This is a genomic window from Xanthomonas sp. DAR 34887, from assembly GCF_041245805.1.
In the GTDB taxonomy this organism is placed as follows: Bacteria; Pseudomonadota; Gammaproteobacteria; order Xanthomonadales; family Xanthomonadaceae; genus Xanthomonas_A; species Xanthomonas_A tesorieronis.
Genome location: NZ_CP162490.1, coordinates 4002803 through 4024881, shown reverse-complemented (window position 1 = coordinate 4024881; position 22079 = coordinate 4002803). Strand labels below are relative to the sequence as shown.

General features: G+C 67.4%; 19 protein-coding genes. 11 read left to right on the top strand and 8 right to left on the bottom strand.

Annotation, left to right across the window (positions count from 1 at the left end; all coding sequences use genetic code 11):
- Positions 1-124: 124 nt before the first annotated feature.
- From AB3X08_RS17050 to typA, 3 genes are all read right to left on the bottom strand, one after another.
- The gene (locus AB3X08_RS17050) at positions 125-1726 is read right to left on the bottom strand and encodes an amidase (RefSeq protein ID WP_369933996.1); all 1602 of its coding nucleotides are present in this window, start codon (positions 1724-1726) and stop codon (positions 125-127) included.
- 86 nt (positions 1727-1812) lie between these two features.
- Positions 1813-2295: a DUF2127 domain-containing protein gene (locus AB3X08_RS17045; protein ID WP_184411710.1), complete on the bottom strand. Its 483-nt coding sequence runs from the start codon at positions 2293-2295 to the stop codon at positions 1813-1815.
- A gap of 13 nt (positions 2296-2308) precedes the next feature.
- Complete coding sequence (gene typA / locus AB3X08_RS17040; RefSeq protein WP_369933995.1) at positions 2309-4138, bottom strand: translational GTPase TypA; 1830 nt, start codon at positions 4136-4138, stop codon at positions 2309-2311.
- 190 nt (positions 4139-4328) lie between these two features.
- Here typA and AB3X08_RS17035 point away from each other — a divergent pair, with 190 nt between their 5' ends.
- The 6 genes from AB3X08_RS17035 to AB3X08_RS17010 all read left to right on the top strand — a co-directional run bounded on the left by AB3X08_RS17035 (position 4329) and on the right by AB3X08_RS17010 (position 10153).
- Positions 4329-4823 carry a peptidylprolyl isomerase gene (locus AB3X08_RS17035; RefSeq protein ID WP_184411708.1) on the top strand — a complete coding sequence of 165 codons (495 nt, stop codon included), beginning with the start codon at positions 4329-4331 and terminating at the stop codon, positions 4821-4823.
- A 90-nt stretch (positions 4824-4913) separates the two neighbouring features.
- Positions 4914-5303 carry a glutaredoxin family protein gene (locus AB3X08_RS17030; RefSeq protein ID WP_369933994.1) on the top strand — a complete coding sequence of 130 codons (390 nt, stop codon included), beginning with the start codon at positions 4914-4916 and terminating at the stop codon, positions 5301-5303.
- 34 nt (positions 5304-5337) lie between these two features.
- Positions 5338-6324, top strand: coding sequence for a malate dehydrogenase (locus AB3X08_RS17025; protein ID WP_369933993.1), 987 nt, complete (start codon positions 5338-5340; stop codon positions 6322-6324).
- Between the two features lie 404 nt (positions 6325-6728).
- Entirely contained in the window at positions 6729-9236 is a 2508-nt protein-coding gene (locus AB3X08_RS17020; RefSeq protein ID WP_369933992.1) for a prolyl oligopeptidase family serine peptidase, read from the top strand.
- 22 nt (positions 9237-9258) lie between these two features.
- On the top strand, positions 9259-9567 hold the full coding sequence (locus tag AB3X08_RS17015) for a hypothetical protein (protein ID WP_369933991.1): 309 nt from the start codon (positions 9259-9261) through the stop codon (positions 9565-9567).
- Between the two features lie 82 nt (positions 9568-9649).
- On the top strand, positions 9650-10153 hold the full coding sequence (locus tag AB3X08_RS17010) for a YfbM family protein (RefSeq protein WP_369933990.1): 504 nt from the start codon (positions 9650-9652) through the stop codon (positions 10151-10153).
- A 121-nt stretch (positions 10154-10274) separates the two neighbouring features.
- On the opposite strand, the gene AB3X08_RS17005 is transcribed toward AB3X08_RS17010, so the two are convergent.
- The gene (locus tag AB3X08_RS17005) at positions 10275-11150 is read right to left on the bottom strand and encodes a LysR family transcriptional regulator (RefSeq protein WP_369938559.1); all 876 of its coding nucleotides are present in this window, start codon (positions 11148-11150) and stop codon (positions 10275-10277) included.
- Between the two features lie 105 nt (positions 11151-11255).
- On the opposite strand from AB3X08_RS17005, the gene AB3X08_RS17000 reads away from it, so the two are divergent.
- The 4 genes from AB3X08_RS17000 (at position 11256) to AB3X08_RS16985 (ending at position 16003) form a co-directional block, all read left to right on the top strand.
- A complete protein-coding gene (locus AB3X08_RS17000) occupies positions 11256-12239 on the top strand; it encodes an alpha/beta hydrolase (protein ID WP_369933989.1) in 984 nt (327 codons plus the stop codon).
- A gap of 180 nt (positions 12240-12419) precedes the next feature.
- Complete coding sequence (locus AB3X08_RS16995) at positions 12420-13349, top strand: acyltransferase family protein (RefSeq protein ID WP_369933988.1); 930 nt, start codon at positions 12420-12422, stop codon at positions 13347-13349.
- 147 nt (positions 13350-13496) lie between these two features.
- A complete protein-coding gene (prpE, locus tag AB3X08_RS16990; RefSeq protein ID WP_369933987.1) occupies positions 13497-15374 on the top strand; it encodes a propionate--CoA ligase in 1878 nt (625 codons plus the stop codon).
- Between the two features lie 68 nt (positions 15375-15442).
- Entirely contained in the window at positions 15443-16003 is a 561-nt protein-coding gene (locus AB3X08_RS16985) for a hypothetical protein (protein WP_369933986.1), read from the top strand.
- 188 nt (positions 16004-16191) lie between these two features.
- Here AB3X08_RS16985 and AB3X08_RS16980 read toward each other — a convergent pair whose 3' ends face one another.
- From AB3X08_RS16980 to AB3X08_RS16970, 3 genes are all read right to left on the bottom strand, one after another.
- Positions 16192-16800: a glutathione binding-like protein gene (locus tag AB3X08_RS16980; protein ID WP_369933985.1), complete on the bottom strand. Its 609-nt coding sequence runs from the start codon at positions 16798-16800 to the stop codon at positions 16192-16194.
- 78 nt (positions 16801-16878) lie between these two features.
- Complete coding sequence (locus AB3X08_RS16975; RefSeq protein ID WP_145701667.1) at positions 16879-17340, bottom strand: cell wall hydrolase; 462 nt, start codon at positions 17338-17340, stop codon at positions 16879-16881.
- A 738-nt stretch (positions 17341-18078) separates the two neighbouring features.
- Positions 18079-19395: an MFS transporter gene (locus AB3X08_RS16970; protein WP_369933984.1), complete on the bottom strand. Its 1317-nt coding sequence runs from the start codon at positions 19393-19395 to the stop codon at positions 18079-18081.
- Between the two features lie 222 nt (positions 19396-19617).
- Here AB3X08_RS16970 and AB3X08_RS16965 point away from each other — a divergent pair, with 222 nt between their 5' ends.
- Positions 19618-19902, top strand: a complete 285-nt coding sequence (locus tag AB3X08_RS16965; protein ID WP_369933983.1) for a Rap1a/Tai family immunity protein — start codon at positions 19618-19620, stop codon at positions 19900-19902.
- Between the two features lie 6 nt (positions 19903-19908).
- On the opposite strand, the gene AB3X08_RS16960 is transcribed toward AB3X08_RS16965, so the two are convergent.
- Complete coding sequence (locus tag AB3X08_RS16960; protein ID WP_369933981.1) at positions 19909-21954, bottom strand: FAD-dependent oxidoreductase; 2046 nt, start codon at positions 21952-21954, stop codon at positions 19909-19911.
- Between the last annotated feature and the right edge of the window lie 125 nt (positions 21955-22079).

Here is a 22079-nt window from a genome sequence, read left to right as displayed (position 1 = left end):
TGTAGGAGCGGCTTCAGCCGCGACATGTGCTTTCGGTAGGCTTCTGTCGCGGCTGAAGCCGCTCCTACAAAAACGCGCTTGCCAACCGTGCGTTCGGCTTGGTGTCTTTGCGGCGCTATCCGCTTTAGGGGTCGTGCGCTGCCTGCGCAGATCGCAGCGTCGGCAAGAAGGTCGGCGGCGTGCGTGCGCGGCTGCGCTGTTCGTAGGCGTAACCCAGTTCGATCAACCGCGGTTCGCTCCAGGCGGTACCGATGAACAGCAGGCCCAGCGGCAGGCCGTCGCTGGCGCCCATCGGCACGGTCAGGCTGGGATAGCCGGCCACCGCCGCCGCGCCGTAGCTGGCGCCGGGAAAGTCGTCGCCATGCAGCGGGTCGGTCTTCCAGGCGCGGCCGGTGGTCGGTGCGATCAGCGCATCGAGGCGCTGCGCGCGCAGCGTCGCGTCGATGCCGTCCACGCCGGCCAGGCGCCGGGCTTTCGCCCGCGCTTCCAGGTAGGCGGGGTCGTCCACGCCACGGGTGGCCTGCGCCTGTTCGAACAGGGCCTGGTCGAAGTGCGCCAGCTCGCGTCCGGCATGCGCGCGGTTGAACGCAATCAACTGCTCCAAGCTGCGCAACGGCGCCTGGCGCGTGTCGAGGTAGCGTTCCAGGCCCGCCTTGAACTCGGTCAGCAATACGCTCAGTTCGGCGTCGTCCCATTGCCCGGCGGTCGCAATCCGCGCATCGACCACGGTGGCGCCGGCGGCGCGCAGCGCGGCGACCGCGCGCGCCTGCGCCGCGGCGATGTCCGCGGTCTGGGTCAGTGGCGAGGGCAGCAGGCCGATGCGCGCGCCGCGCAGCGCGTCGCGGCGCAGGTGTGCGCTGTAGTCGTAACCGGATGGGCGCGGTGCCGAGGCAGTGGCCGGGTCGGCAGGGTCGGGTGCGGCGAGCACGCTCAGCAGCGCCGCCGCATCGGCGACGCTGCGGGCCATCGGTCCGGCCGTGTCCTGGCTGGCGGAAATCGGGATGATGCCGTCGCGGCTGACCAGGCCGACAGTCGGTTTCAGTCCGACCAGGCCGTTCACCGCGGCCGGGCAGACGATGCTGCCGTCGGTCTCGGTGCCGATGCCGGCCGCGGCCAGATTGGCCGACACGGCCACGCCGGTGCCGGCGCTGGAACCGCAGGGATTGCGATCGAGCACGTAGGGATTGCGGGTCTGCCCGCCGCGCGCGCTCCAGCCGGAACTGGATGTGCTGGAGCGGAAGTTGGCCCATTCGCTGAGATTGCTCTTGCCCAGGATCACCGCGCCGGCCTGGCGCAGGCGCTGCACCAGGAACGCGTCGTGCGGCGGATGGAAGTCGGCCAGGGCCAGCGATCCGGCCGAGTTGGCCATCGGCCGCGCATCGATGTTGTCCTTCACCACCAGCGGGATGCCGTGCAGCGGGCCGCGCAGATGTCCGGCGCGGCGTTCGGCGTCCAGCTGCCGCGCTTCGTCCAGGGCCCGCGGGTTGAGTTCGATGAGTGCGCGCAGCGCCGGTCCCTGCCGGTCGAGTGCTTCGATCCGCTGTAGATAGGCCGCGGTCAGGCTGGCGCTGTCGAGCGTGCCGCGCGCCATCTGCGCCTGCAGCGTTGCGATGTCGGCTTCGGCGTAGGCGAACGCGGGTGGGGCTGTCGCGGTGGTCTCGGGCAGGGCGGCGTGCCGGCAGCCGGCGAGGGTGCCGCACAGCAAAAGGACGGGCAGCAGACGCATCGGCGCATTCCCCGGGAGTCGTTCTCCTGGAGGCTACGCAGCGCTATGGGGATTGGCAAACCGCTGCGGGCGATCGCCCGCCTGCGTCAGCGCGCGGGACGCCGTCGGCGCCGGATCAGGTCGCGGGCCAGGATGCCGACCACGGCCAGGTTGATCGCCAGCACCGCCCACGCGGCCCAGCCGGGATGGCGCACGATGGCGTAGATGTCGAACGGCAGATAGATGGCGGCGGAGATGCAGCCCAGCATCGACGCCCAGGCCTTGGCGCGCCACAGGCCCCAGGCTTCGACGATGTGCAGCACGCCGTAGGCGAGCATGCCGGCGGCGGCCAGGTGCACCGCGCCGGGATTGATCATGGTGAGCAGCGACGGCAGCGCGCCGTGCTCGGGATCCAGGCTGAAACGCACGATCAGCCGGCCCACCGCCGCGCGCAGCGGCAGCGGGCCCATCAGTTCCAGGCCCGTGGCCGCGAGCACCGCCAGCAGGCCTTTGCCGGCCTCCAGCAGTGCGATCAGGTGCAGGCCCGGATGCGCGTGCGGATCCGGGTTGTACGCCTTCTTGCTGGCCACGGGAGCTTGGCGATCAGCCCGCGCGACCGGCGCGCTTGCGATCGCTTTCGGTCAGGAACTTCTTGCGCAGGCGAATTTCCTTCGGGGTGACTTCGACCAGCTCGTCGTCCTCGATGAAGTCCAGCGCCTGTTCCAGCGTGTACTTGATCGCCGGGGTCAGCTTGATCGCGTCGTCCTTGCCCGAAGCGCGCATGTTTGTCAGCGGCTTGGTCTTGATCGCGTTGACGGTCAGGTCGTTGTCCTTGGAGTGGATGCCGACCAGCTGGCCTTCGTACACGTTGTCGCCTTCGGCGGCGAACAGGCGGCCGCGCTCTTCCAGCGGCCCCAGCGCGTAGGCGGGAGTGGCGCCCGGCGCATTGGCGATCATCACGCCGTTCTGGCGCTTGGCAATGGCGCCCTGTTCCTTCGGGCCGTAGTGGTCGAACACGTGGAACAGCAGGCCCGAGCCCTGGGTCAGGGTGCGGAACTCGTTCTGGAAGCCGATCAGGCCGCGCGCCGGAATCATGTAGTCCAGGCGCACGCGGCCCTTGCCGTCCGGTTCCATGTTCTTGAGCTGGCCCTTGCGGGTGCCCAGCTTCTCCATCACGCCGCCCTGGTGCTGCTCCTCGATGTCCACCACCAGCTGCTCGACCGGCTCCATCATCTTGCCGTCGATCTCCTTGATGATGACTTCCGGACGCGACACCGCCAGCTCGAAGCCTTCGCGGCGCATGTTTTCGATCAGCACCGACAGGTGCAGCTCGCCGCGACCGGAGACCAGGAACTTGTCGGCGTCTTCCAGCTGCTGCACCTTCAGCGCCACGTTGTGCACGGTCTCGCGCTCCAGCCGGTCCTTGAGCTGGCGGCTGGTCAGGAACTTGCCGCCCGACAGGTCCTTGTTGCCGGCGAACGGCGAGTTGTTGACCTGGAAGGTCATCGAGATGGTCGGCTCGTCCACGGTCAGCGGCGGCAGCGCCTCGGGGGCGTCCAGCGCGCACACGGTGTCGGAGATGGTCAGCTCCTGGATGCCGGAGATGGCCACGATGTCGCCGGCCTGCGCGCTGTCCTGCTCGATCCGCTCCAGACCCAGGAAGCCCAGCACCTGCAGCACCTTGCCCTGACGCTTCTTGCCTTCGCGGTCGATCACCGATACCGGCATGTTTTTCTTCAGCACGCCGCGCTGGATGCGGCCGATGCCGATCACGCCGACGAAGTTGTTGTAGTCCAGCTGGCTGATGCGCATCTGGAACGGGCCGTCCGGATCCACGTCCGGCTTCGGCGCGTGCTGCATGATCGCTTCGTACAGCGGGGTCATGTCGCCGTCGCGCACGCTATCGTCCAGCGAAGCGTAGCCGTTCAGCGCCGAGGTGTAGACGATCGGGAAGTCGAGCTGCTCGTTGGTCGCGCCGAGCTTGTCGAACAGGTCGAACACCTGGTCGATCACCCAGTCCGGGCGCGCGCCGGGGCGGTCGATCTTGTTGACCACCACGATCGGCTTGAAGCCCATCGCGAACGCCTTCTGGGTCACGAAGCGGGTCTGCGGCATCGGGCCGTCCATCGCGTCGACCAGGATCAGCACGGTGTCCACCATCGACAGCACGCGCTCCACCTCGCCGCCGAAGTCGGCGTGTCCGGGAGTGTCGACGATGTTGATGCGGTTGCCTTGCCAGGTGATGGCGGTGTTCTTGGCCAGGATGGTGATGCCGCGTTCCTTTTCCTGGTCGTTGCTGTCCATCACGCGCTCGGCCAGCACCGTACGCTCGGACAGGGTGCCGGACTGCTTCAGCAGGCAGTCGACGAGGGTGGTCTTGCCATGGTCGACGTGGGCGACGATGGCGATATTGCGAAGATTTTCGATGGACATGCGAAAGGGGGCCAGCCGGCGCCAGAAGGAAGGAGAGGAAGCCGCCTATTATACCTGTATCCCGGCGCGCCTGCCGGTTCAGGATTCAGGCTGCAGGTGCAGGCACCACCTTGCGGTGCCGGAAGCGGGCCAAACAGGCCGCCGTGTATCCTATGCGCCCCAAATGACGCCCCCGTTTCCAAGGAATCCCATGTCCCTGATCGCCCATTTCGACACCGCCCGCGGCCCGATCACGATCGAGCTGTATCCCGACAAGGCGCCGCTGACCGTGGCCAACTTCGTGAACCTGGCCAAGCGCGGCTTCTACGACGGGCTGAACTTCCACCGCGTGATCGCCGACTTCATGATCCAGGGCGGCTGCCCGGAAGGCTCCGGCCGCGGCGGCCCGGGCTACCGCTTCGAGGACGAGACCAACAACGGCGTGCGCCACGAGCGCGGCGTGCTGTCGATGGCCAATGCCGGTCCCAGCACCAACGGCAGTCAGTTCTTCATCACCCACACCGCCACCCCGTGGCTGGACGGCAAGCACACCGTGTTCGGCAAGGTGACCCAGGGCCTGGACGTGGTCGACAGCGTCGCCCAGGGCGATGTCATCAACAAGATCACCATCGAAGGCGACGCCGATGCGGTGCTGGCGGCCAAGGCCGACCGCGTCGCCGAGTGGAACCGCGTGCTCGGCGCCTGAGTGCCCCAGCGACCGGCCCTGGCGGCCGGTCGCAGATGGCCTGCGTGCTAACATTTCCCGGTTGATTGCCGCGCCCGACCCTCGATGACGATGCGTCCCCTCCTGCTGTGTCTGCTGCTGCTCGGAATCGGTGGCGGCGTGCATGCGTGGTGGCGCAGCGCGGGGACGACATCGGCGCCGGCAACGCTGGCGGCCGGCGATCCGCGGCTGCTCACCGGCGAGGACGGCATCGTCATGCTGGCCGCCGACTGGTGCGGTTACTGCCGCCGGCAACAGGCCGATTTCGAACGTGCCCAGGTCCGCTACCGCGTGCTCGACGTGGAGCAGGAGGAAGGCCGCCTGGCCGCCGCCGCCCTGGGTCGCGAAGGCGTGCCGATCACGGTGGTCGGCCAGCACGTGATCGACGGCTACCGCATCGCTGATGACCGCGGCGCCGCCCTGGACGCGCACCTGCAGCCGCTCGGCTACCGCGTCTACTGACCCCCTTATCCCTTTTTTAGCAGAGGAACCCCCCATGAAGACACCCGTACGTGTTGCTGTGACCGGCGCTGCCGGCCAGATCGGCTATGCCCTGCTGTTCCGTATCGCCTCCGGCGAAATGCTGGGCAAGGACCAGCCGGTGATCCTGCAGCTGCTCGAGCTGCCGATGGAGAAGGCCCAGGCCGCGCTGAAGGGCGTGATGATGGAGCTGGAAGACTGCGCGTTCCCGCTGCTGGCCGGCATGGTCGGCACCGACGACGCCGAAGTGGCGTTCAAGGACGCCGACATCGCCCTGCTGGTCGGCGCGCGTCCGCGCGGCCCGGGCATGGAGCGCAAGGACCTGCTGCTGGAGAACGCCAAGATCTTCACCGCGCAGGGCGCGGCGCTGAACAAGGTCGCCAGCCGCAACGTCAAGGTGCTGGTGGTTGGCAACCCGGCCAACACCAACGCCTACATCGCGATGAAGTCGGCACCGGACCTGAACCCGAAGAACTTCACCGCCATGTTGCGTCTGGACCACAACCGCGCGCTGAGCCAACTGGCCGGCAAGCTCGGCAAGCCGGTCGGCGGCATCGAGAAGCTGGTGGTGTGGGGCAACCACAGCCCGACCATGTACCCGGACTACCGCTTCGCCACCGTCGATGGCACCTCCATCGCCGAGGCGATCAACGACCAGGAATGGAACGCCAACACCTTCATCCCGACCGTGGGCAAGCGCGGCGCGGCGATCATCGAAGCGCGCGGCTCGTCCTCGGCCGCTTCGGCCGCCAACGCCGCCATCGACCACGTGCGCGACTGGGTGCTGGGCAGCAACGGCAAGTGGGTGACCATGGGCGTGCCGTCCGACGGCTCCTACGGCATTCCGGAAGGCGTGATGTTCGGCTTCGCGGTGACCACCGAGAACGGCGAGTACACCCTGGTCAAGGACCTGCCGATCGACGACTTCAGCCAGAAGTACATCGACAAGACCCTGGCCGAGCTGGAAGAAGAGCGCAGCGGCGTGGCGCACCTGCTGGGCTGATCGCCTCCGCGATCGCGTTACCGAACGCCGGGCTCTGCCCGGCGTTCTGCGTTGTGGGGCTCTAAAAACTAGCGGGTCGCTTTCTTCGAAATGGGGGGCATGGTCCCGGTGGGAATAGCCGAGCGTGCATAGCCCCTCTCCCCCCGGGAGAGGGGTTGGGGTGAGGGTCCGGCGCGAAGCGTCTCGCGGAGTTTGGGTGCACGAGGCTTCGCCCGTACCCTCATCCGCCCCTTCGGGGCACCTTCCCCCGAAAAGGGGGCCATGGTCCCGATGGGAGAAGGGAACAATTGGCCCTTCATCTCATCCAGCCCGAGCCACTCCTCCAAAAGATGCCGAGGTCGGGAGTCACTGGGACACCAGCGGTGTGCTACGTTTTCACAGCCATTCGCCAGGGGATAAATGTCATGGTCGTGCCGTACCGGTGGGTCTTGTCGCTGGCGCTCGCCAGCCTGTTGCCGCTCGCCGCTTCGGCCGCCGACAGCGGTTACCGTCAGCCGCCCGAGCCGCTGTTGGGGGTAATGCGTGCGCCGCTCAATCCGTCGCCGCGGCTTGACCCCACCGGCAAGACCCTGTTGCTGGTGCAGCGCACCCAGTATCCGCCGATCGCGCGCGTCGCCGAGCCGTACCTGAAGCTGGCCGGCGTGCGCGTGGAGCTGCGCAGCCACAGCCGCCACGACATGTCCAACGGCTACGGCATCCGCGCCTGCCTGGAAGGCTTCAGCCTGGTCGACGTGGCCAGCGGCAGGCAGACCGCGGTGACCCTGCCGGCCGGTGCCTGTCCGGCGCTGCCGGTGTGGTCGCCGGACGGGCGCCGTTTCGCCTTCAACAACACCGCTGCCGATCGCGTCGAGCTATGGCTGGGCGACGTCGCCACCGGCAACGTGCGCCGTATCGATGGCGTGCAGCTCAACCCGGTGCTGGGCGGCGAGATCCAGTGGCTGGGCGGCAGCGACACGCTGCTGCTGAAGACCGTGCCGCAGGACCTGGGCGCCGCGCCGCGCAAGGCGGCGGTGCCGCTGGGTCCGGAGGTCAAGGAAGCCATCCAGGGCAAGGGCGAGAGCAGTACCTACGAGGCGCGCGACACGCTGTCCAGCCCCGAGGACGAGGCGTTGTTCGCGTACTACGCCACCTCGCAGTTGCTCACCGTCGATGCGGCCAGCGGCAAGCAGAGCAAGGTCGGCGCACCGGCCGTCTATACCGCGGTCGACGGCGCGCCCGATGGCCGCCACGTGCGCGTGGAGCGGCTCAAGCGGCCGTATTCCTATGTCACCACCTATGCGCGTTTCGCCCACGACGTGGCGGTGCTGGATCTGTCCAATGGCAGCGAGCGCGTGCTGGCCGATCTGCCGGTCGCCGAACGGGTGCCGGTGCACGGCGTGCCGACCGGCCCGCGTGCGTACGCCTGGCGCGCCAACCAGCCGGCCACGCTGGTCTGGGCCGAGGCGCTGGATGGCGGCGACTGGAAGGCGACCGTGCCTGCGCGCGACAAGCTGCTGACCCTGGCGGCGCCGTTCACCGCCAAGCCGCGCGAACTGGCGCGGGTGACCCAACGCTACGCCGGCCTGTCCTGGTTCGCCCAGGGCAGCCAGGCGCTGCTGGACGAATACGACGAGAACCGCCACTGGCGGCGCACCACGCTGCTCGACGCCGACCGCGCCGGCGCGCCAAGCCGGGTGCTGTTCGACCTGTCCACCGACGATCTGTACGCCGATCCCGGCACGCCGGAACTGCGCGTGCTGGCCAACGGCGAAGCGGTGCTGCACGAAGACCGCGGCGCGCTGTTCCTGAGCGGTCAGGGCGCGACGCCGGCTGGCGACCGTGCGTTCCTGGACCGCTACGACCTGGCCAGCGGCAAGACCGAGCGCCTGTTCCGCAGCGACGCCAGCGTGGACGAAGTGTTCGCCGGATTCGCCGGCGACGATACCACCCGCCTGCTGACCTGGCGCCAGTCGCCGACCGATCCGCCGAACGTGTACCTGCGTGCGCTGGGCCAGGCCCAGCCCGCTGCGGCGGCGGGCGAAGCGGTCTACGCATCGAGCATCGCGCCGGTCACCCGCTTTCCCGATCCGACGCCGCTGGTGCGGCAGATCAAGAAGCGGCTGGTGACCTACACCCGCAAGGACGGGGTGGAACTGTCGTTCACCCTGTACACGCCGCCGGGCTACAAGGAAGGCACGCGGGTGCCGGCGATCCTGTACGCCTATCCGCTGGACTACGCCGACCCGTCCAAGGCCGGCCAGGTCAGCGGCGCCAACGAACGCGATTTCACCCGCTTGAGCTCCTACCAGCTGCTGTTGCTGGCCGGTTACGCGATCATCGACGACACCGCGTTCCCGATCGTCGGCGATCCCAAGACCGCCTACGACACCTATCTGCAGCAACTGGTGGACAACGCCACCGCGGCGGTGGACAAGGCGGTGGCGCTGGGTGTGGTGGACCGCGACCGGATCGGCGTCACCGGCCACAGCCACGGCGCGCTGATGGCGGCCAACCTGCTGGCGCATACCGAGCTGTTCCGCGCCGGCGTGGCGACGAGCGGCAGCTACAACAAGACTCTGACCCCGTTCGGCTTCCAGAACGAGCGGCGCTCGTTCTGGGCCGCGCCGGACGTGTACGCGCAGGCCTCGGCGTTCTTCAATGCCGACAAGATCAACGAGCCGCTACTGCTGGTGCACGGCATGGACGACGCCAATCCCGGCACCGAGACCACCCAGGCCCCGCGCATGTTCCAGGCCATCCGCGGCCTCGGCGGCACCGCGCGGCTGGTGCTGCTGCCGTTCGAACCGCACTGGTACAGCGCGCGCGAGTCCAACGAAGACGTGGTGGCCGAAATGCTGGAGTGGTTCGATCGCTATGTGAAGAATGCGCCGCCGCGCGCGGCGGCGGCGAAAGCGGCTGTGCAGAAACAGTAGTTGGCCAATTCAGGAGAGCAGGATGCGATCGACCTTGCTGCTGGCGCCGCTGCTGCTGGCGCTCACGTCCTGCGGTGCGGTCGACACGATGAGGAATGCGTACGCGCATTCGCAGGAAGTGGCCGCCGACCTGGAGAAGTCGGTCGGTAGCAAGCCGATGGTCGGCTTCAACTGGGCGAACGGCTCCCTCGTCCAGGTCACGGTCAACTTCCAGGGCGTGCCGCCCAAGCCGCTGGAGCAGATCGTGCAACTCAGCAAGAGTTCTGTGGCCACGCGCTTCCAGCAAGCGCCGAAGAATGTGGTGGTGACATTTACCGTGCCGGGGCAGTAGCGGCGGCATCCGGCGATTCGGGCACGCGGGCGCGGCTTTGCGGCGCCGTTTGCCGTGAGTATCAGACTTCCAAGGAGAAGCTATGGCTTATCTCGGCGTACATTTTGCGCTGTCTGCCGACGACGTCGCGTCCTTGGTGTCCAAGCAAACGGATGACGAACGCCTCGCGCTGATCCAGGAAGACATCGAGCCGCGATATTTCGAGCAGTTCCAAGCTTATGTCGCCGAGAGCGACAAAGCGTGGGATGCGATGCATCGTGCGCTTTCCGGCGGACTGCTCTGCGATGACGGGGGGCGGTATCCACTGAATCATGTCGTTCTCGGCGGACAGTCCCTTTATGGTCGAGACGACTACATCATCCGTCTGAAAACGCCGGAGCAAGTCAAGGATGTGGCGTTGGCTGCAATGAAGATCACACCGGATCAGTTCAGGGCGTTGTACGACGGGATTGATTCGGAAGATTACGGAATGGAGCTGACGGACGCGGACTTCCAGTACACATGGGAATGGTTCCAGGGCGTTCGCGCCCTGTATCAAACCGCAGCGTCCGAGGGACGGCACGTCCTTTTCACGGTCGACCCGTAAGCGGTCCGAAGCTCGGACGCTTGCGTCCTGGCGCCACTTGATCGCCGCCGAAGGACGCTGCTGATCGCGCACGGCATGGGCGACGCCGATCCCGGCACGCGAGAATGCAGCCCGAGGCCCATCAAGTAGTGCCTTGGGTCGAATGCGATAGCAGCCATTGCTTGAATGCATCCATTGCCGGCGTGACAGGACGGCTCTTCAATGCCGTCAGCCAGTAGGCCCCAGTATTCACCGAGACGGGGAATGGCCGGACCAACCGTCCGCTGTCGCTATCGCGTTCGAACATGCACGCCGGCACCAATGCCACGCCGTATCCATCGATGGCCGCCTGTGCCATCAAGGCGGAGGCATCGAACATCGGGCCGCGCGGCGGAATCGGCGCCATGCCTGCGGCATCGAACCACGCCGCCCAGTCCTGCGGTCGGTAGGAGCGCAACAGCCGGACGTACCGCAGGTCCTCTGGCGTTTGCAGGCGCTCGGCAATTGCCGGCGAACACATGGGCGACAGCGGCGCATCCATGAGATGTTCCGCCTGCATGCCATGCCAGGCGCCGTCGCCGAAACGGATGGCGAAATCCAGGCGCTCTCCGGCGACATCGACCCGGTTGTTATTGGTCAGCAGGCGCAGGTCGACGAACGGATAGAGTTGCTCGAAGTCTTCCAGCTTCGGCAGCAGCCATCCCACTGCAAACGTTCCAACGACGCTGACGGTCAGTACCTCGCGGCGGTGGCCGCGCTCGAATTGTTCCAGCAGCCGCCCGAGCCGGGTGAAGGTTTCGCTCAGTGTCGGCACCAGGGCGAGGCCTTCGTCGGTGATCAGCAAGCCCTTGGAGGTTCTGCGGAAAAGGCGAACGCCCAGGCGCTCCTCGAGCGATTTCACCTGATGGCTGATGGCGGCCGGCGTCACCGACAGTTCCTCGGCAGCCAAGGTGAAAGACAGATGCCGCGCGGCGCTTTCAAAGGCCTTCAAGGCATTCAACGACACCGCAACCCCCATGGCCTTGCCATTAGATTTACTTGAAGCTGCCAAGAGATAACATCCTTTGCACGCACGCCTGACCGATCGCACTATAGCGCCGAGCACTTTTCGGAAGGCATGGAAATGAAGCGAATCCAGTGGCGCGTGACGTGTGTGGTTGGTGCTTTTATCGCGGCGTGCACCGCATCGGCGGCGCCGGCTGTCGAGACTCCCGAGGCAGCGCCAAGGATCGAAGTTTGGCAGGCGCCGGCGGGGGTGAAGCAGATGCCGATCTGGCCGCATGCGGTGCCGGACGCGCGGGAAACCACGCGCAAACCCGAAAGCGTGTTGACCAAGGAAGACCCTGGCGCCCTTGTCGGCCGCAGTTCGCAAGGCATCTTCGATGTCAGTGTGCCCACCATGACGGTGTACCCGCCGAAGGGAACCAATACGGGAGCGGCCGTGGTGGTGTACCCGGGCGGCGGTTTCGTGATGCTGGCCATGACGTTGGAGGGTACGGAAATCTGCGACTGGATCACGTCGCGCGGCATGACCTGCATCCTGTCCAAGTATCGCGTGCCAGGCGGCAACCATCATTACGACAAGGCGTGCAATTGCGCGGTCACGCCCAAGGTGCCATTCGCCTTCCAGGACGCGCAGCGCACGATTCGGCTCGTACGTGCGCACGCGGCCGAATGGCACATCGATCTCAAGCGCATCGGCGTGATCGGCTTTTCCGCCGGCGGGTTCCTGGTGGCGCAGACCAGCAATATCTTCGAATCGAGCTACGCGCCGGTCGATGCGGCCGACACGCTGAGCAGTCGGCCCGACTTCGCGATCGCGGCGTATCCCGGACACCTGTGTCGCGATGGAAAGTTCGATCCCGGCTTCACGGTCACCAGCCGCACGACACCGACGTTCATTCTGCAGAACTGGGACGACCCCATCGATGACGTCTGCAACAGCACGTTGTACGCGCAGGCACTGCATGAGGCGGACGTGCCGGCCGAAGTGCATTTGTTCGCCAATGGCGGCCATGCGTTCGGCCTGCGTCCTTCTCCGCATCCCGTTGTGGAACTGTGGCCCGGGCTGGTGGAGCGCTGGTTGAAGGACATCGGGATCCTGTAGCGGCAGTGGCCTTGCTTGGGGTTGTGCCGACAGGTGGGCCCGCTCCACCTCGGCGCGATGCCGCGCCGAGCAACTGTCGTTTCGACGGAGCTCGGCCTGCTTCGTGCAACCGGGCGCTGTTACGCCTGGCAAGCGCATGGCGGCACGTGACCTATGACTGCAATCCGCGAAGGAGCGAGGATGAGTGCGTCTGCGCGCAATAATTTCGATGCGCTGCGTTTGATCGGCGCGTTGCTCGTCCTGGTCAGCCATCAGTTCGCGCTATCCGGACGTACGGAGCCGATGTTCGTTGGCGACCACTCGTTCGGCAATCTGGGTGTGCTCATCTTCTTCTCGATCAGTGGCTGCCTGGTCACCTCCAGTTGGCTGAAAGACCCTGACGTTTTCCGGTTCTGTGCTCGCCGAACGCTGCGCGTGCTGCCTGCCCTGTGTGTGTCGATCCCGCTAACGTTGGCAGTGATCGCTGCGCTTGGGCTGATGGGATTTCCAGATAATCCTAGGCACCGTACGAATGGATCCCTCTGGACGATCAAGTACGAGGTCTGCTGCTACGCGCTACTTCTCTTGGCAGGCGTCGCCACCCGGCGCCCATCGCTCGTGTTGGCGACAGGGATCTTTTGCTATTTCGTGCTGTCGGGCGCACAGGATGGCGCGAGTTTCCTGGCGGACTTTGGGCTCTTCTTCGCGGCAGGAAGCCTGCTGCGAGCGTATCCAATCCTTCGCAAAACGTTGCCAGGCCTTTTGTCCTTGACGATAGGCTGTGCATTGCTACGCATCGATCAAACGACGCTGGGTCTTGTCTTCATCGTCCCGCCGCTGGCGATTGCGATTGGCTTGCGCTCGTGGGCGGGCATGCGCGACATCTCGCGATTCGGCGATCTCTCGTATGGTATCTACATCTATGCGTGGCCCGTGCAGCAAATTGCAGTCGCGCTCATGGGAAGGCGGACGCCTTGTTTCGAACTCTTGGTCATCGCCATTCCTGCGACCTTTGCGCTGGCGGCCGCCTCGTGGCATCTGGTGGAAAAGAAGGCATTGCGCTTCAAGCCTGATCGGCGATCCGGCCGGCTGACGGTCGATAACGCAAGGGGCGGTCCAGGCGCGTCGTAGACTCCCGTCATCCGGCCAAATCGATAGCGCTTCGCGACACGACCGACTCGGGCTCCTCCGCGAGCCCCTTCGACCAAGGTCTGAACGACGCCCAGGCCGCCAAAGGATTATGCTCGGAGCCGGTGCACCTGCCTTGGGAGGGGCGGCATGGACTACGCGACGCTGTACCGGCGCTCGATCGAGCAGCCGGAGGAGTTCTGGGCCGAGCAGGCCAAGGCTATCGACTGGCAGCGGCCGCCGCAGAACATCCTGGAGTACGACAACCCGCCGTTCCGGCGCTGGTTCGGCGGCGGCCTGACCAACCTGTGCCACAACGCGGTCGATCGGCACCTGCCAGCGCGCGCGGCGCAACTGGCGCTGGTGGCGGTGTCCAGCGAGACCGGGCAGACCCGCGAGTTCACTTATGCGCAGCTGCACGCGGAGGTCAACGCCTTCGCTGCAGTATTGCTGCGCCTGGACGTGCAGCGTGGCGACCGCGTGGTCATCTACATGCCGAACATGGCCGAGGCGGTGTTCGCGATGCTGGCCTGCGCACGCATCGGCGCGGTGCACTCGGTGGTGTTCGGCGGCTTCGCCGCGCACAACCTGGCGCTGCGCATCGACGATGCGGCGCCGAAGCTGCTGATCGCCGCCGATGCCGGCAGCCGCGGCGGCAAGGTCATCCCGTACAAGCCGCTGGTCGATGCCGCCTGCGCGGAAGCCAGCGCGCCGCCGCAGAAGGTGCTGATCGTCTCGCGTGGACTGGATCCGGCGCAGCCGCGCGTTGCCGGGCGCGACGTCGACTACGCCGAGTTGCGCGCCGAAGTCGGCGACGTGCAGGTGCCGGTGGCGTGGCTGGAGTCCAACGAACCCAGCTATCTGCTGTACACCTCCGGCACCACCGGCAAGCCCAAGGGCGTGCAGCGCGACGTCGGCGGCTATGCGGTGGCGCTGGCGCTGTCGATGCGCACGGTGTTCGATTGCGCGCCCGGGCAGGCGATGTTCTCCACCTCCGATGTCGGTTGGGCGGTCGGCCATTCGTACAACGTGTACGGCCCGCTGATCGCCGGCTGCACCTCGCTGCTGTACGAGGGGTTGCCGGTCAATCCCGATCCCGGCGTGTGGTGGGCGCTGTGCGAGAAATACCGGGTGCGCACCATGTTTTCCTCGCCGACCGCGATCCGCGTGCTGAAGAAACATCCGGTGCGCCACATCCGCGACCACGACCTGAGCGCGTTGCAGTACCTGTTCCTGGCCGGCGAGCCGCTGGACGAGCCGACCGCGCTGTGGATCGGCGGAGCGCTGGGCAAGCCGATCATCGACAACTACTGGCAGACCGAAACCGGCTGGCCGGCGCTGACCTTGCTGCCGGGACTGGAAATGCGGCCGGTCAAACCGGGTTCGCCGGGCTTCCCCAATCTCGGCTACAAGATGAAGGTCGTCGACCCGCAGGGCGTCGAAGTGCCGGCCGGGCGCAAGGGCGTGCTGGTGATCGAACCGCCGCTGCCGCCGGGCTGCATGACCACGGTGTGGAACGACGATGCGCGCTTCCTGCGCAGCTATTTCAGCCATTTCGATGAGCTGCTGTACAGCTCGCTGGATTGGGCGATCCGCGACGACGACGGCTACACCTTCATCCTCGGCCGCACCGACGACGTGATCAACGTCGCCGGCCATCGCCTGGGCACGCGCGAGATCGAAGAAGCCATCGCCGGCCACGCGCAGGTAGCCGAGGTGGCGGTGATCGGCATGCACGACGAACTGAAGGGGCAGGTGCCGGTGGTCTTCGCGACGCTGAAACAACAGGCGTCGCCCGATACCGCCGCATCCATCGCCGAACAGGTGCGGCAGTGCGTGGTGGAGCGGCTCGGCGCGGTCGCGCGGCCGGCGCAGGTGTATCTGGTGCAGGCATTGCCGAAGACGCGCTCGGGCAAACTGCTGCGGCGTTCGCTGCAGGCGCTGGCCGAGCAGCGCGATCCGGGCGACCTGTCGACGCTGGACGATCCGGGCGCGCTGGACGAGATCCGTCGGGTGCTGGCGCGCTGAGGCATCACTGCATCGCGCAACAAGCGCGCCGGCTGCTGCCGACGCGCGATCACAGGGGAGGGCGGTGAATGAGCGAGCGTTATGCCAAGACCGACGCCGGACGGCAGGAGATCGCGGACCGCGCGCGCCGCTTGCCGGCGCAACTGCGCTCGATCCTGCTGGTGGTGGACGGGCACAAGGACGACAACGCGCTGCAGCAGATCGTCGCCGGCCTGCATGCGCCGGAAGACGCCTTGGCGCAGCTGCAGCAGATGGGTCTGATCGCCCGCGGCGGCGGTGTGGCGGCTGCGCCTGCAGCACCGCCTTCGATACCGGCATCGAGCGCGTCGCCCGTGGCATCGACGACGACGCTGGCCGACGCCATCCCTCCGTCGGCCAGTCCTGGCGATACGCCGGTATCGCAGGAAGCGGCGCAACGCTATTCGCGTCTTTACGACGCGATGAGCGAAGCGGTGCGCAAGCATCTGGGGCTGAAAGGCTATTTCATGCAGTTGCGGATCGAACGCTGCAGCGATGCCGCCGCGCTCGAAGCATTGCTGCCGGAGTTCACCGCCGCGCTCGGCAAGGCCAAGTCGCCGGCGCTGGCCGCGCGTTGGCTTCAGGACACGCTCGGCCCGGACCCGCAGTAGTCGAAGACCGAGCGCCAGTGTCGCGCACGCAGATGTCGGCGTGCAATGGTGCGCAAGCGATGCTCGCCGTTGTAGGAGCGGCTTCAGCCGCGACAGGATTCGCCCGATGGAGCATGTCGCGGCTGAAGCCGCTCCTACACGTTCGTTGCCTGCAAATCGATCGGTACAACCGCGCTAATTGCGCCGATTCAATTCAGCCCTTCGGCCTGCAGCGCCGCCTGCACCTGCGGATCGGCCGCCATGCGCGCGAACAAGTCCTGCAGGTGGGCGCCCAGTTCGATCTTCATCGCCTTCGCCCAGCGCAAGGTGACGAACAGATACGCGTCGGCGATCGAACGCTGCGCGCCGGCGAGCCACGGCTGCGTCGCCAGCTGAGCGTCTACGCGCGCGTACAGCGTGCGCAGGCGTTCGCGCGCGTGTTCCTGGGTGCGTGCAATCACTGCCGCGTCCTCAAGGTAGCGCGTGCTGCCGAACAACGGATGGAAGGCGGGATGCACGTCGGCGTTGAGGAAGGCGAGCCAACGCTGCACTTCGGCACGGCTGCGCGCGCCGCCATCGCCGGCCAGCTGCGCCGCTGGCGCGATATCGGCAACGTAGTTGAGGATCGCCGAGTTCTGGGTCAGCACCCAGTCGTCCACCTGTAGCGCGGGCACCGCGCCGGCGGGATTGATCGCCAGATAGTCCGGCGCCTTCATCGTTGCGGCGTCGAGCACTTCCAGTTCGAACGGCAGTTGCGACCAGCGCAGCACGATGTGGTCGGCCAGCGAGCAGGCGCCGGGCTTGGTATACAGCTTCATTGCGGACTCCGCACGAACAAAGGGCCGGGAAGCGTACCCGGCCCTTCGTGCGGTTGGCGATAGCGCCGCGTCAGCCGCTCAGGAAGCGTTGCGCGGCCGCAGTTTCTGCACGCGGTAGAACGTGTGGTCGCCGATCGTCGCCACCTGGTAGGCATTGCGCCAGCTCGGGCTGGCGATCGCATGCGCGGCGAAGTGGCTGGCGCCAGGCACGATCTCCTTGCGCTGGCCCTGCGGCAGCGCCCAGTTGCGCTCGGCGGCGAAGGCGACATTGACCGCATCGGCCCAGGCGTCGTCGTTCTTCAGTTCGGTGCCGGGTTTCACAAGCCCTGGCGCGAACTGCTTGCGCGCGGTGACCACCTGGCACATCGAATTGCCCCACAGGCCGCTGTCCAGGCGCCGCAGCGCCACTTCGGCGACCGCCTGCTGGCCGCGCAGCGTCTGATCGCGCGCTTCCAGGTAAACGGTGGTGCTCAAACACAGCGAATCGGCGGCGGGTTGCGGCAACAGTTGCGAAAGCCAGAGTATCCAGGCCAGTTTCATATAACTCCTTGCTCCGTATGGGCCGTCATCGGGGCTGCACCGGGTGGCGCGGCAAAGCGATGCGGCTTGGCGTCATGGGGAGGCGGCCTGTCACGGGCCGCCCGGGTGCCGGCGCAATCTGGAGGCCGGCGGATCCGCCAAGATGGGCGGATCGAAGTGGCGCGCACAATAGGCGCCGCTTCCACAATCGCAACTGAACCTGGGTGGTTGACAGGGTTCACGCTCTCTCTGTTGCGGTGCAGCGTCGTTGCGCCCCACATGACGTGTGAAAACGAAGAGACGGCGCGCGATGCGTGCATCGCGTTCTGCTGCCCGGTGGCATGCGCGATGGGTTCCATCGCACCGAGAGGCGACATTGTGCGTTTAGAAATGATTGCCTAGCGATGCTTGCTCGCGGGCATTCGCCGCAGGTGGAAGTCGCATCGACGGCCGCCGTTTGCTGCGCGTAACGATTCGGATACCGATGCATCCGACGCTGAAATGCGTGGCGTGGGTTTGAGCCTTGGCGCGGCGAACATCTGCGTGCACCGCGTTGCACGTGGTGTAGCCATCGACTTCTGCAGTGCGGGCAGCATCGCAGCGCGGCCGGCCGATCGCTGGATCGTGTGCGCTGCGGAAACGTGGGGCGTCGTCAGCGCACCATTCAATGCATGCAATGCATCTTGCCCGGGTGCGGTGAGCGACAACGGCGTGTGCATGCTTTGCGGCGCGATGTGGGCGAGGGCATCCGGTGATCGCTCACGCTGTCGCAGCGCGTGTTCTCCGCCAGAGCGGTCGCTGTCCGGCCAGCAATGCCAACAGCAGACACAATGCGCTGCAGGCCAGCGGGCCGGCGGCCATCGCCCAGCGCAGCAATTCGCAATGGCTGGCGCGATAGTCCATCGCTCCCAGCAACAGTCCGATCGCGGCGATGCCGACGGCCAGCGCCACCTGCGCGCTGGCCACCAGGGCGGCGAAGCACAGCGCATGCTCGGCGACCGCGCGCTTGGCGGTCAATTGCGCGTGCCAGGCCCACACCAGCTGGCCGCCGCTGCCGCCGATCGCGCCGATGGCCGCGGCCGCCAGCAGGCTCCACTGCGGCATCGCCGGCAGCGCCAGCGCGAACAGCGATGCGCTCAACAGCAGCGCCGCGCCGAGCCTCGCCAGCCGCTGGTGCGGCGAATGCCGCCGACCCAGCCGCGCCGCCAGCGGCTGCACCAGCACCGATCCCAGCGCATAGGCGATCAGTACCGCGCTGCCCCAGCCTGGCGACAGCAGGCCATAGGCGGCCACGTACGGCGCCAGTTTGGTGAAGGTGGGCAGGGTCAACGAGAGCGCGGCGATCAGCAGCAATGGTTGCCAGGGAATCGCGCGCCAGCGCGGCGTCGGCCCGGTGCTTGTCGGCGCGTCGGCGTCGGCGCGTGGAGGCGGTACGCCATCGCGTCGCAGCGCGCGTCGCAGCTGCCATGCGCACACCATCGCCACCGCGGCCAACAAGGCGCAGGACTGCAGCGCGAAGGCCGCGCCGTCGGCGCCGCGCGCCAGCATCGCGCCAATCATCATGCTGACAAGCAGCGCCGCGATACCGCTGCCGGCCAGGCGCAACGCGCTGGCGCCGTCGTGGCCGCGCCATGGCCAACGCACCAGGCTCAGCAAGGTGTTCTGCGCCACGTCGCAGACGGCGTAGGCGATGCGGAACAGCAGGCTGAGCACCAAGACGTAGCCCAACCGCAGCGGCGCCGGCAGCAGCGGCGCGGCGAACACCAGCAGCAGCGCCAGCGCGGCCGCGCTCAGGCCGAGCCATTGCAGGTGCCCGGCACTGACCATCTCGCGCAATCGCCGGCGCAGACTGCAGCCGGCGCCGAGACCGATCGCTGCGCTGACCAGCAGGCCCAGCGCCAGCACCAGCCCGGCGGCGACCGCATGCAATCCTGCGTGTTCGGTCAGCGAATAGATCAGCAGCAGTTCGCCGGCGTACCACAGCAGGCTCTTGCCGAAATGCGCGCAGGCATACGCGGCCAGGGCCGTGCGCGGCAGCGCAGGCAATGCGGGCGAGGCGGGCGAAGTCCGGTGCATCTGACGCCTTATAGCGGTGCGATGCGACAGCACCGAGTCCGGCGTGCGGATCGGTGCTGCTAGGATCGGGCGCAGCGGTTCGGGCCCTCGGAGGAGGTGTTCATGTCACTGCGCATTTTGTTTCTGTTCGCGCTTTGCCTGGCGGCTTGGGGCGCGCCGCCTGCACTGGCGGCGCCTGCGCAGACGGCGGATGCCGATGTCCATTAACTCTCCGGGATGCGCTTGCTGCATCTGCTCAAGGGCGATCCGGATGCCGTTGCCGGGCTGGAGCCGCAACGGGCCGAATGCCGTCGCCGCCAGGACAGCGCAGCGGCGAAGTTCTACATCGCCGGCGTCGCCGATGGCACCGAACGCGTGCAGTGGTGCGCCGGTGCCGGGGTACTGCAGCACGAACTGGCCGATCGCGTGTACACCGCGCTCAGCGCGTTGCCGCCGGCGCAGTTGCGACAGCGCGCCTCGCTCGCGGTGATCCAGGCGTTGCGCGCGCCGTTTCCCTGTTCCAGGTAGGCGCGCCTACAACTGCGCCGCCAGGCGGCTGCCCTGGGCGATGGCGCGCTTGGCATCCAGTTCCGCGGCGACGTCCGCGCCGCCGATCAGATGCACCTTGCGACCGGCCGCCTGCAGCGCATCGTGCAAGTCGCGCCGCGGCTCCTGGCCGGCGCAGACCACCACGGTGCCGACCGGCAGCAACTGTTCGGTGCCGTCCACGCGGATGCGCAGGCCGGCGTCGTCCATGCCCAGGTACTCGACCCCGCCGAGCATGGTCACGCCCTTGGCCTTCAGCGTGGCGCGGTGGATCCAGCCGGTGGTCTTGCCCAGGCGCGCGCCGGGACGGCCGGCACTGCGCTGCAGCAGCCACACCTTGCGCGCCGGCGCTTCCGGCTGCGGCTTGCGCAACGCGCCGCGTGTCTCGAACTGCGGATCCACGCCCCACTCGGCCATCCACCGTGCCGGGTCCAGCGCGGTGGACTCGCCGGCATGGACCAGGAATTCGCCGACATCGAAACCGATGCCGCCGGCGCCGATGATCGCGACCTTGTCCGCCGCTTGCACCCGGCCCTGCAGTACATCGAGATAACTGACCACGTTGGGGTGATCGGCGCCGGGGAACTCCACCGCACGCGGCACGATGCCGGTGGCCAGCACCACCTCGTCGAAATCGGCCAGCAGCGCCGCGTCTGCAGTGGTGTGCAGGCGCAGGTCCACGCCGGTGGCCTCGAGCTGGTGGCGGAAGTAACGCAGCGTCTCGTGGAATTCTTCCTTGCCGGGAATGCGCTTGGCCACGTTGAACTGGCCGCCGATCTCCGCGGCGCTGTCGAACAGGGTGACGCGATGACCGCGTTCGGCGGCCACCGTGGCGCAGGCCAGTCCGGCCGGGCCGGCGCCGACCACGGCGACGCGCTTGGGCGCCGTCGTGGGCAGGTAGTTCAGTTCGGTCTCGGCCGCGGCGCGCGGATTGACCAGGCAACTGGCGGTCTTGTTCTCGAACACGTGGTCCAGGCACGCCTGGTTGCAGGCGATGCAGGTGTTGATCGCCTGCGCCTGGCCGCGCCGCGCCTTGTTCGGCCATTGCGGATCGGCCAGCAGCGGGCGCGCCAGCGACACCATGTCGGCACCGCCGCCGGCGAGGATGCGCTCAGCAACGTCGGGCATGTTGATGCGGTTGGTGGCGATCAGCGGCACCCGCACATGCGGCTTGAGCTTGGCGGTAACGCCGGCGAACACGGCGCGCGGCACCGAGGTGGCGATGGTCGGCACGCGCGCTTCATGCCAGCCGATGCCGGAGTTGATCAGCGTCGCGCCGGCCGCTTCGATCGCCTGCGCCTGCGCCACGATCTCCTGCCAGTCGCTGCCGTCCTCGACCAGGTCCACCAGCGACAGCCGGTAGATGATGATGAAGTCGGGTCCGCAGGCTTCGCGGATCTGGCGCACGATCTCCACAGCAAAGCGCATGCGCCTGCTCGCGTCGCCGCCCCAGGCATCGTCGCGGCGATTGCTGCGCGGGGCCACGAACTCGTTGATCAGATAGCCTTCCGAGCCCATCACTTCCACGCCGTCGTAGCCGGCCTCGCGCGCCAGCCGCGCGGCGCGCGCGTAGGCGCCGATCTGGCGCTCGACCCCGCGTGCGGACAGGGCGCGCGGGGTGAACGGGTTGATCGGCGCCTTCAGCTTCGATGGCGCCACCGACAGCGGGTGGTAGGCGTAGCGCCCGGCATGCAGCAGCTGCAGGCAGATCTTGGCGCCATGCGCGTGCACCGCCCGGGTGACCTGGCGGTGCGGGCGCACTTCCCACGGCCACGACAGCTTGCCGCCGAACGGCTTCAGCCAGCCGACCACGTTCGGCGCGAAGCCGCCGGTGACGATCAGTCCGGCGCCGCCGGCGGCGCGCTCGGCGAAGTACGCGGCCAGCTTGGGGAAGTCGCGCGCGCGATCCTCCAGGCCGGTGTGCATCGAGCCCATCAGCACCCGGTTGCGCAATTGGGTGAAGCCCAGGTCGAGCGGAGCGAACAGGTGCGGGTAGGCGGGGGATGGGTGGGGCTGGCCGGAGGCGGGCGACATGGCTTGGATACGCTGGCGTACGGAAGCGCGCAGGGTGACGCGAAATCCGGGCTACGGCAAGAGGGCGCGCGGTCCTGCGGCTGACGGCGCGGTCCTGCACCGCGAACGCCAGGCACACGATGGCA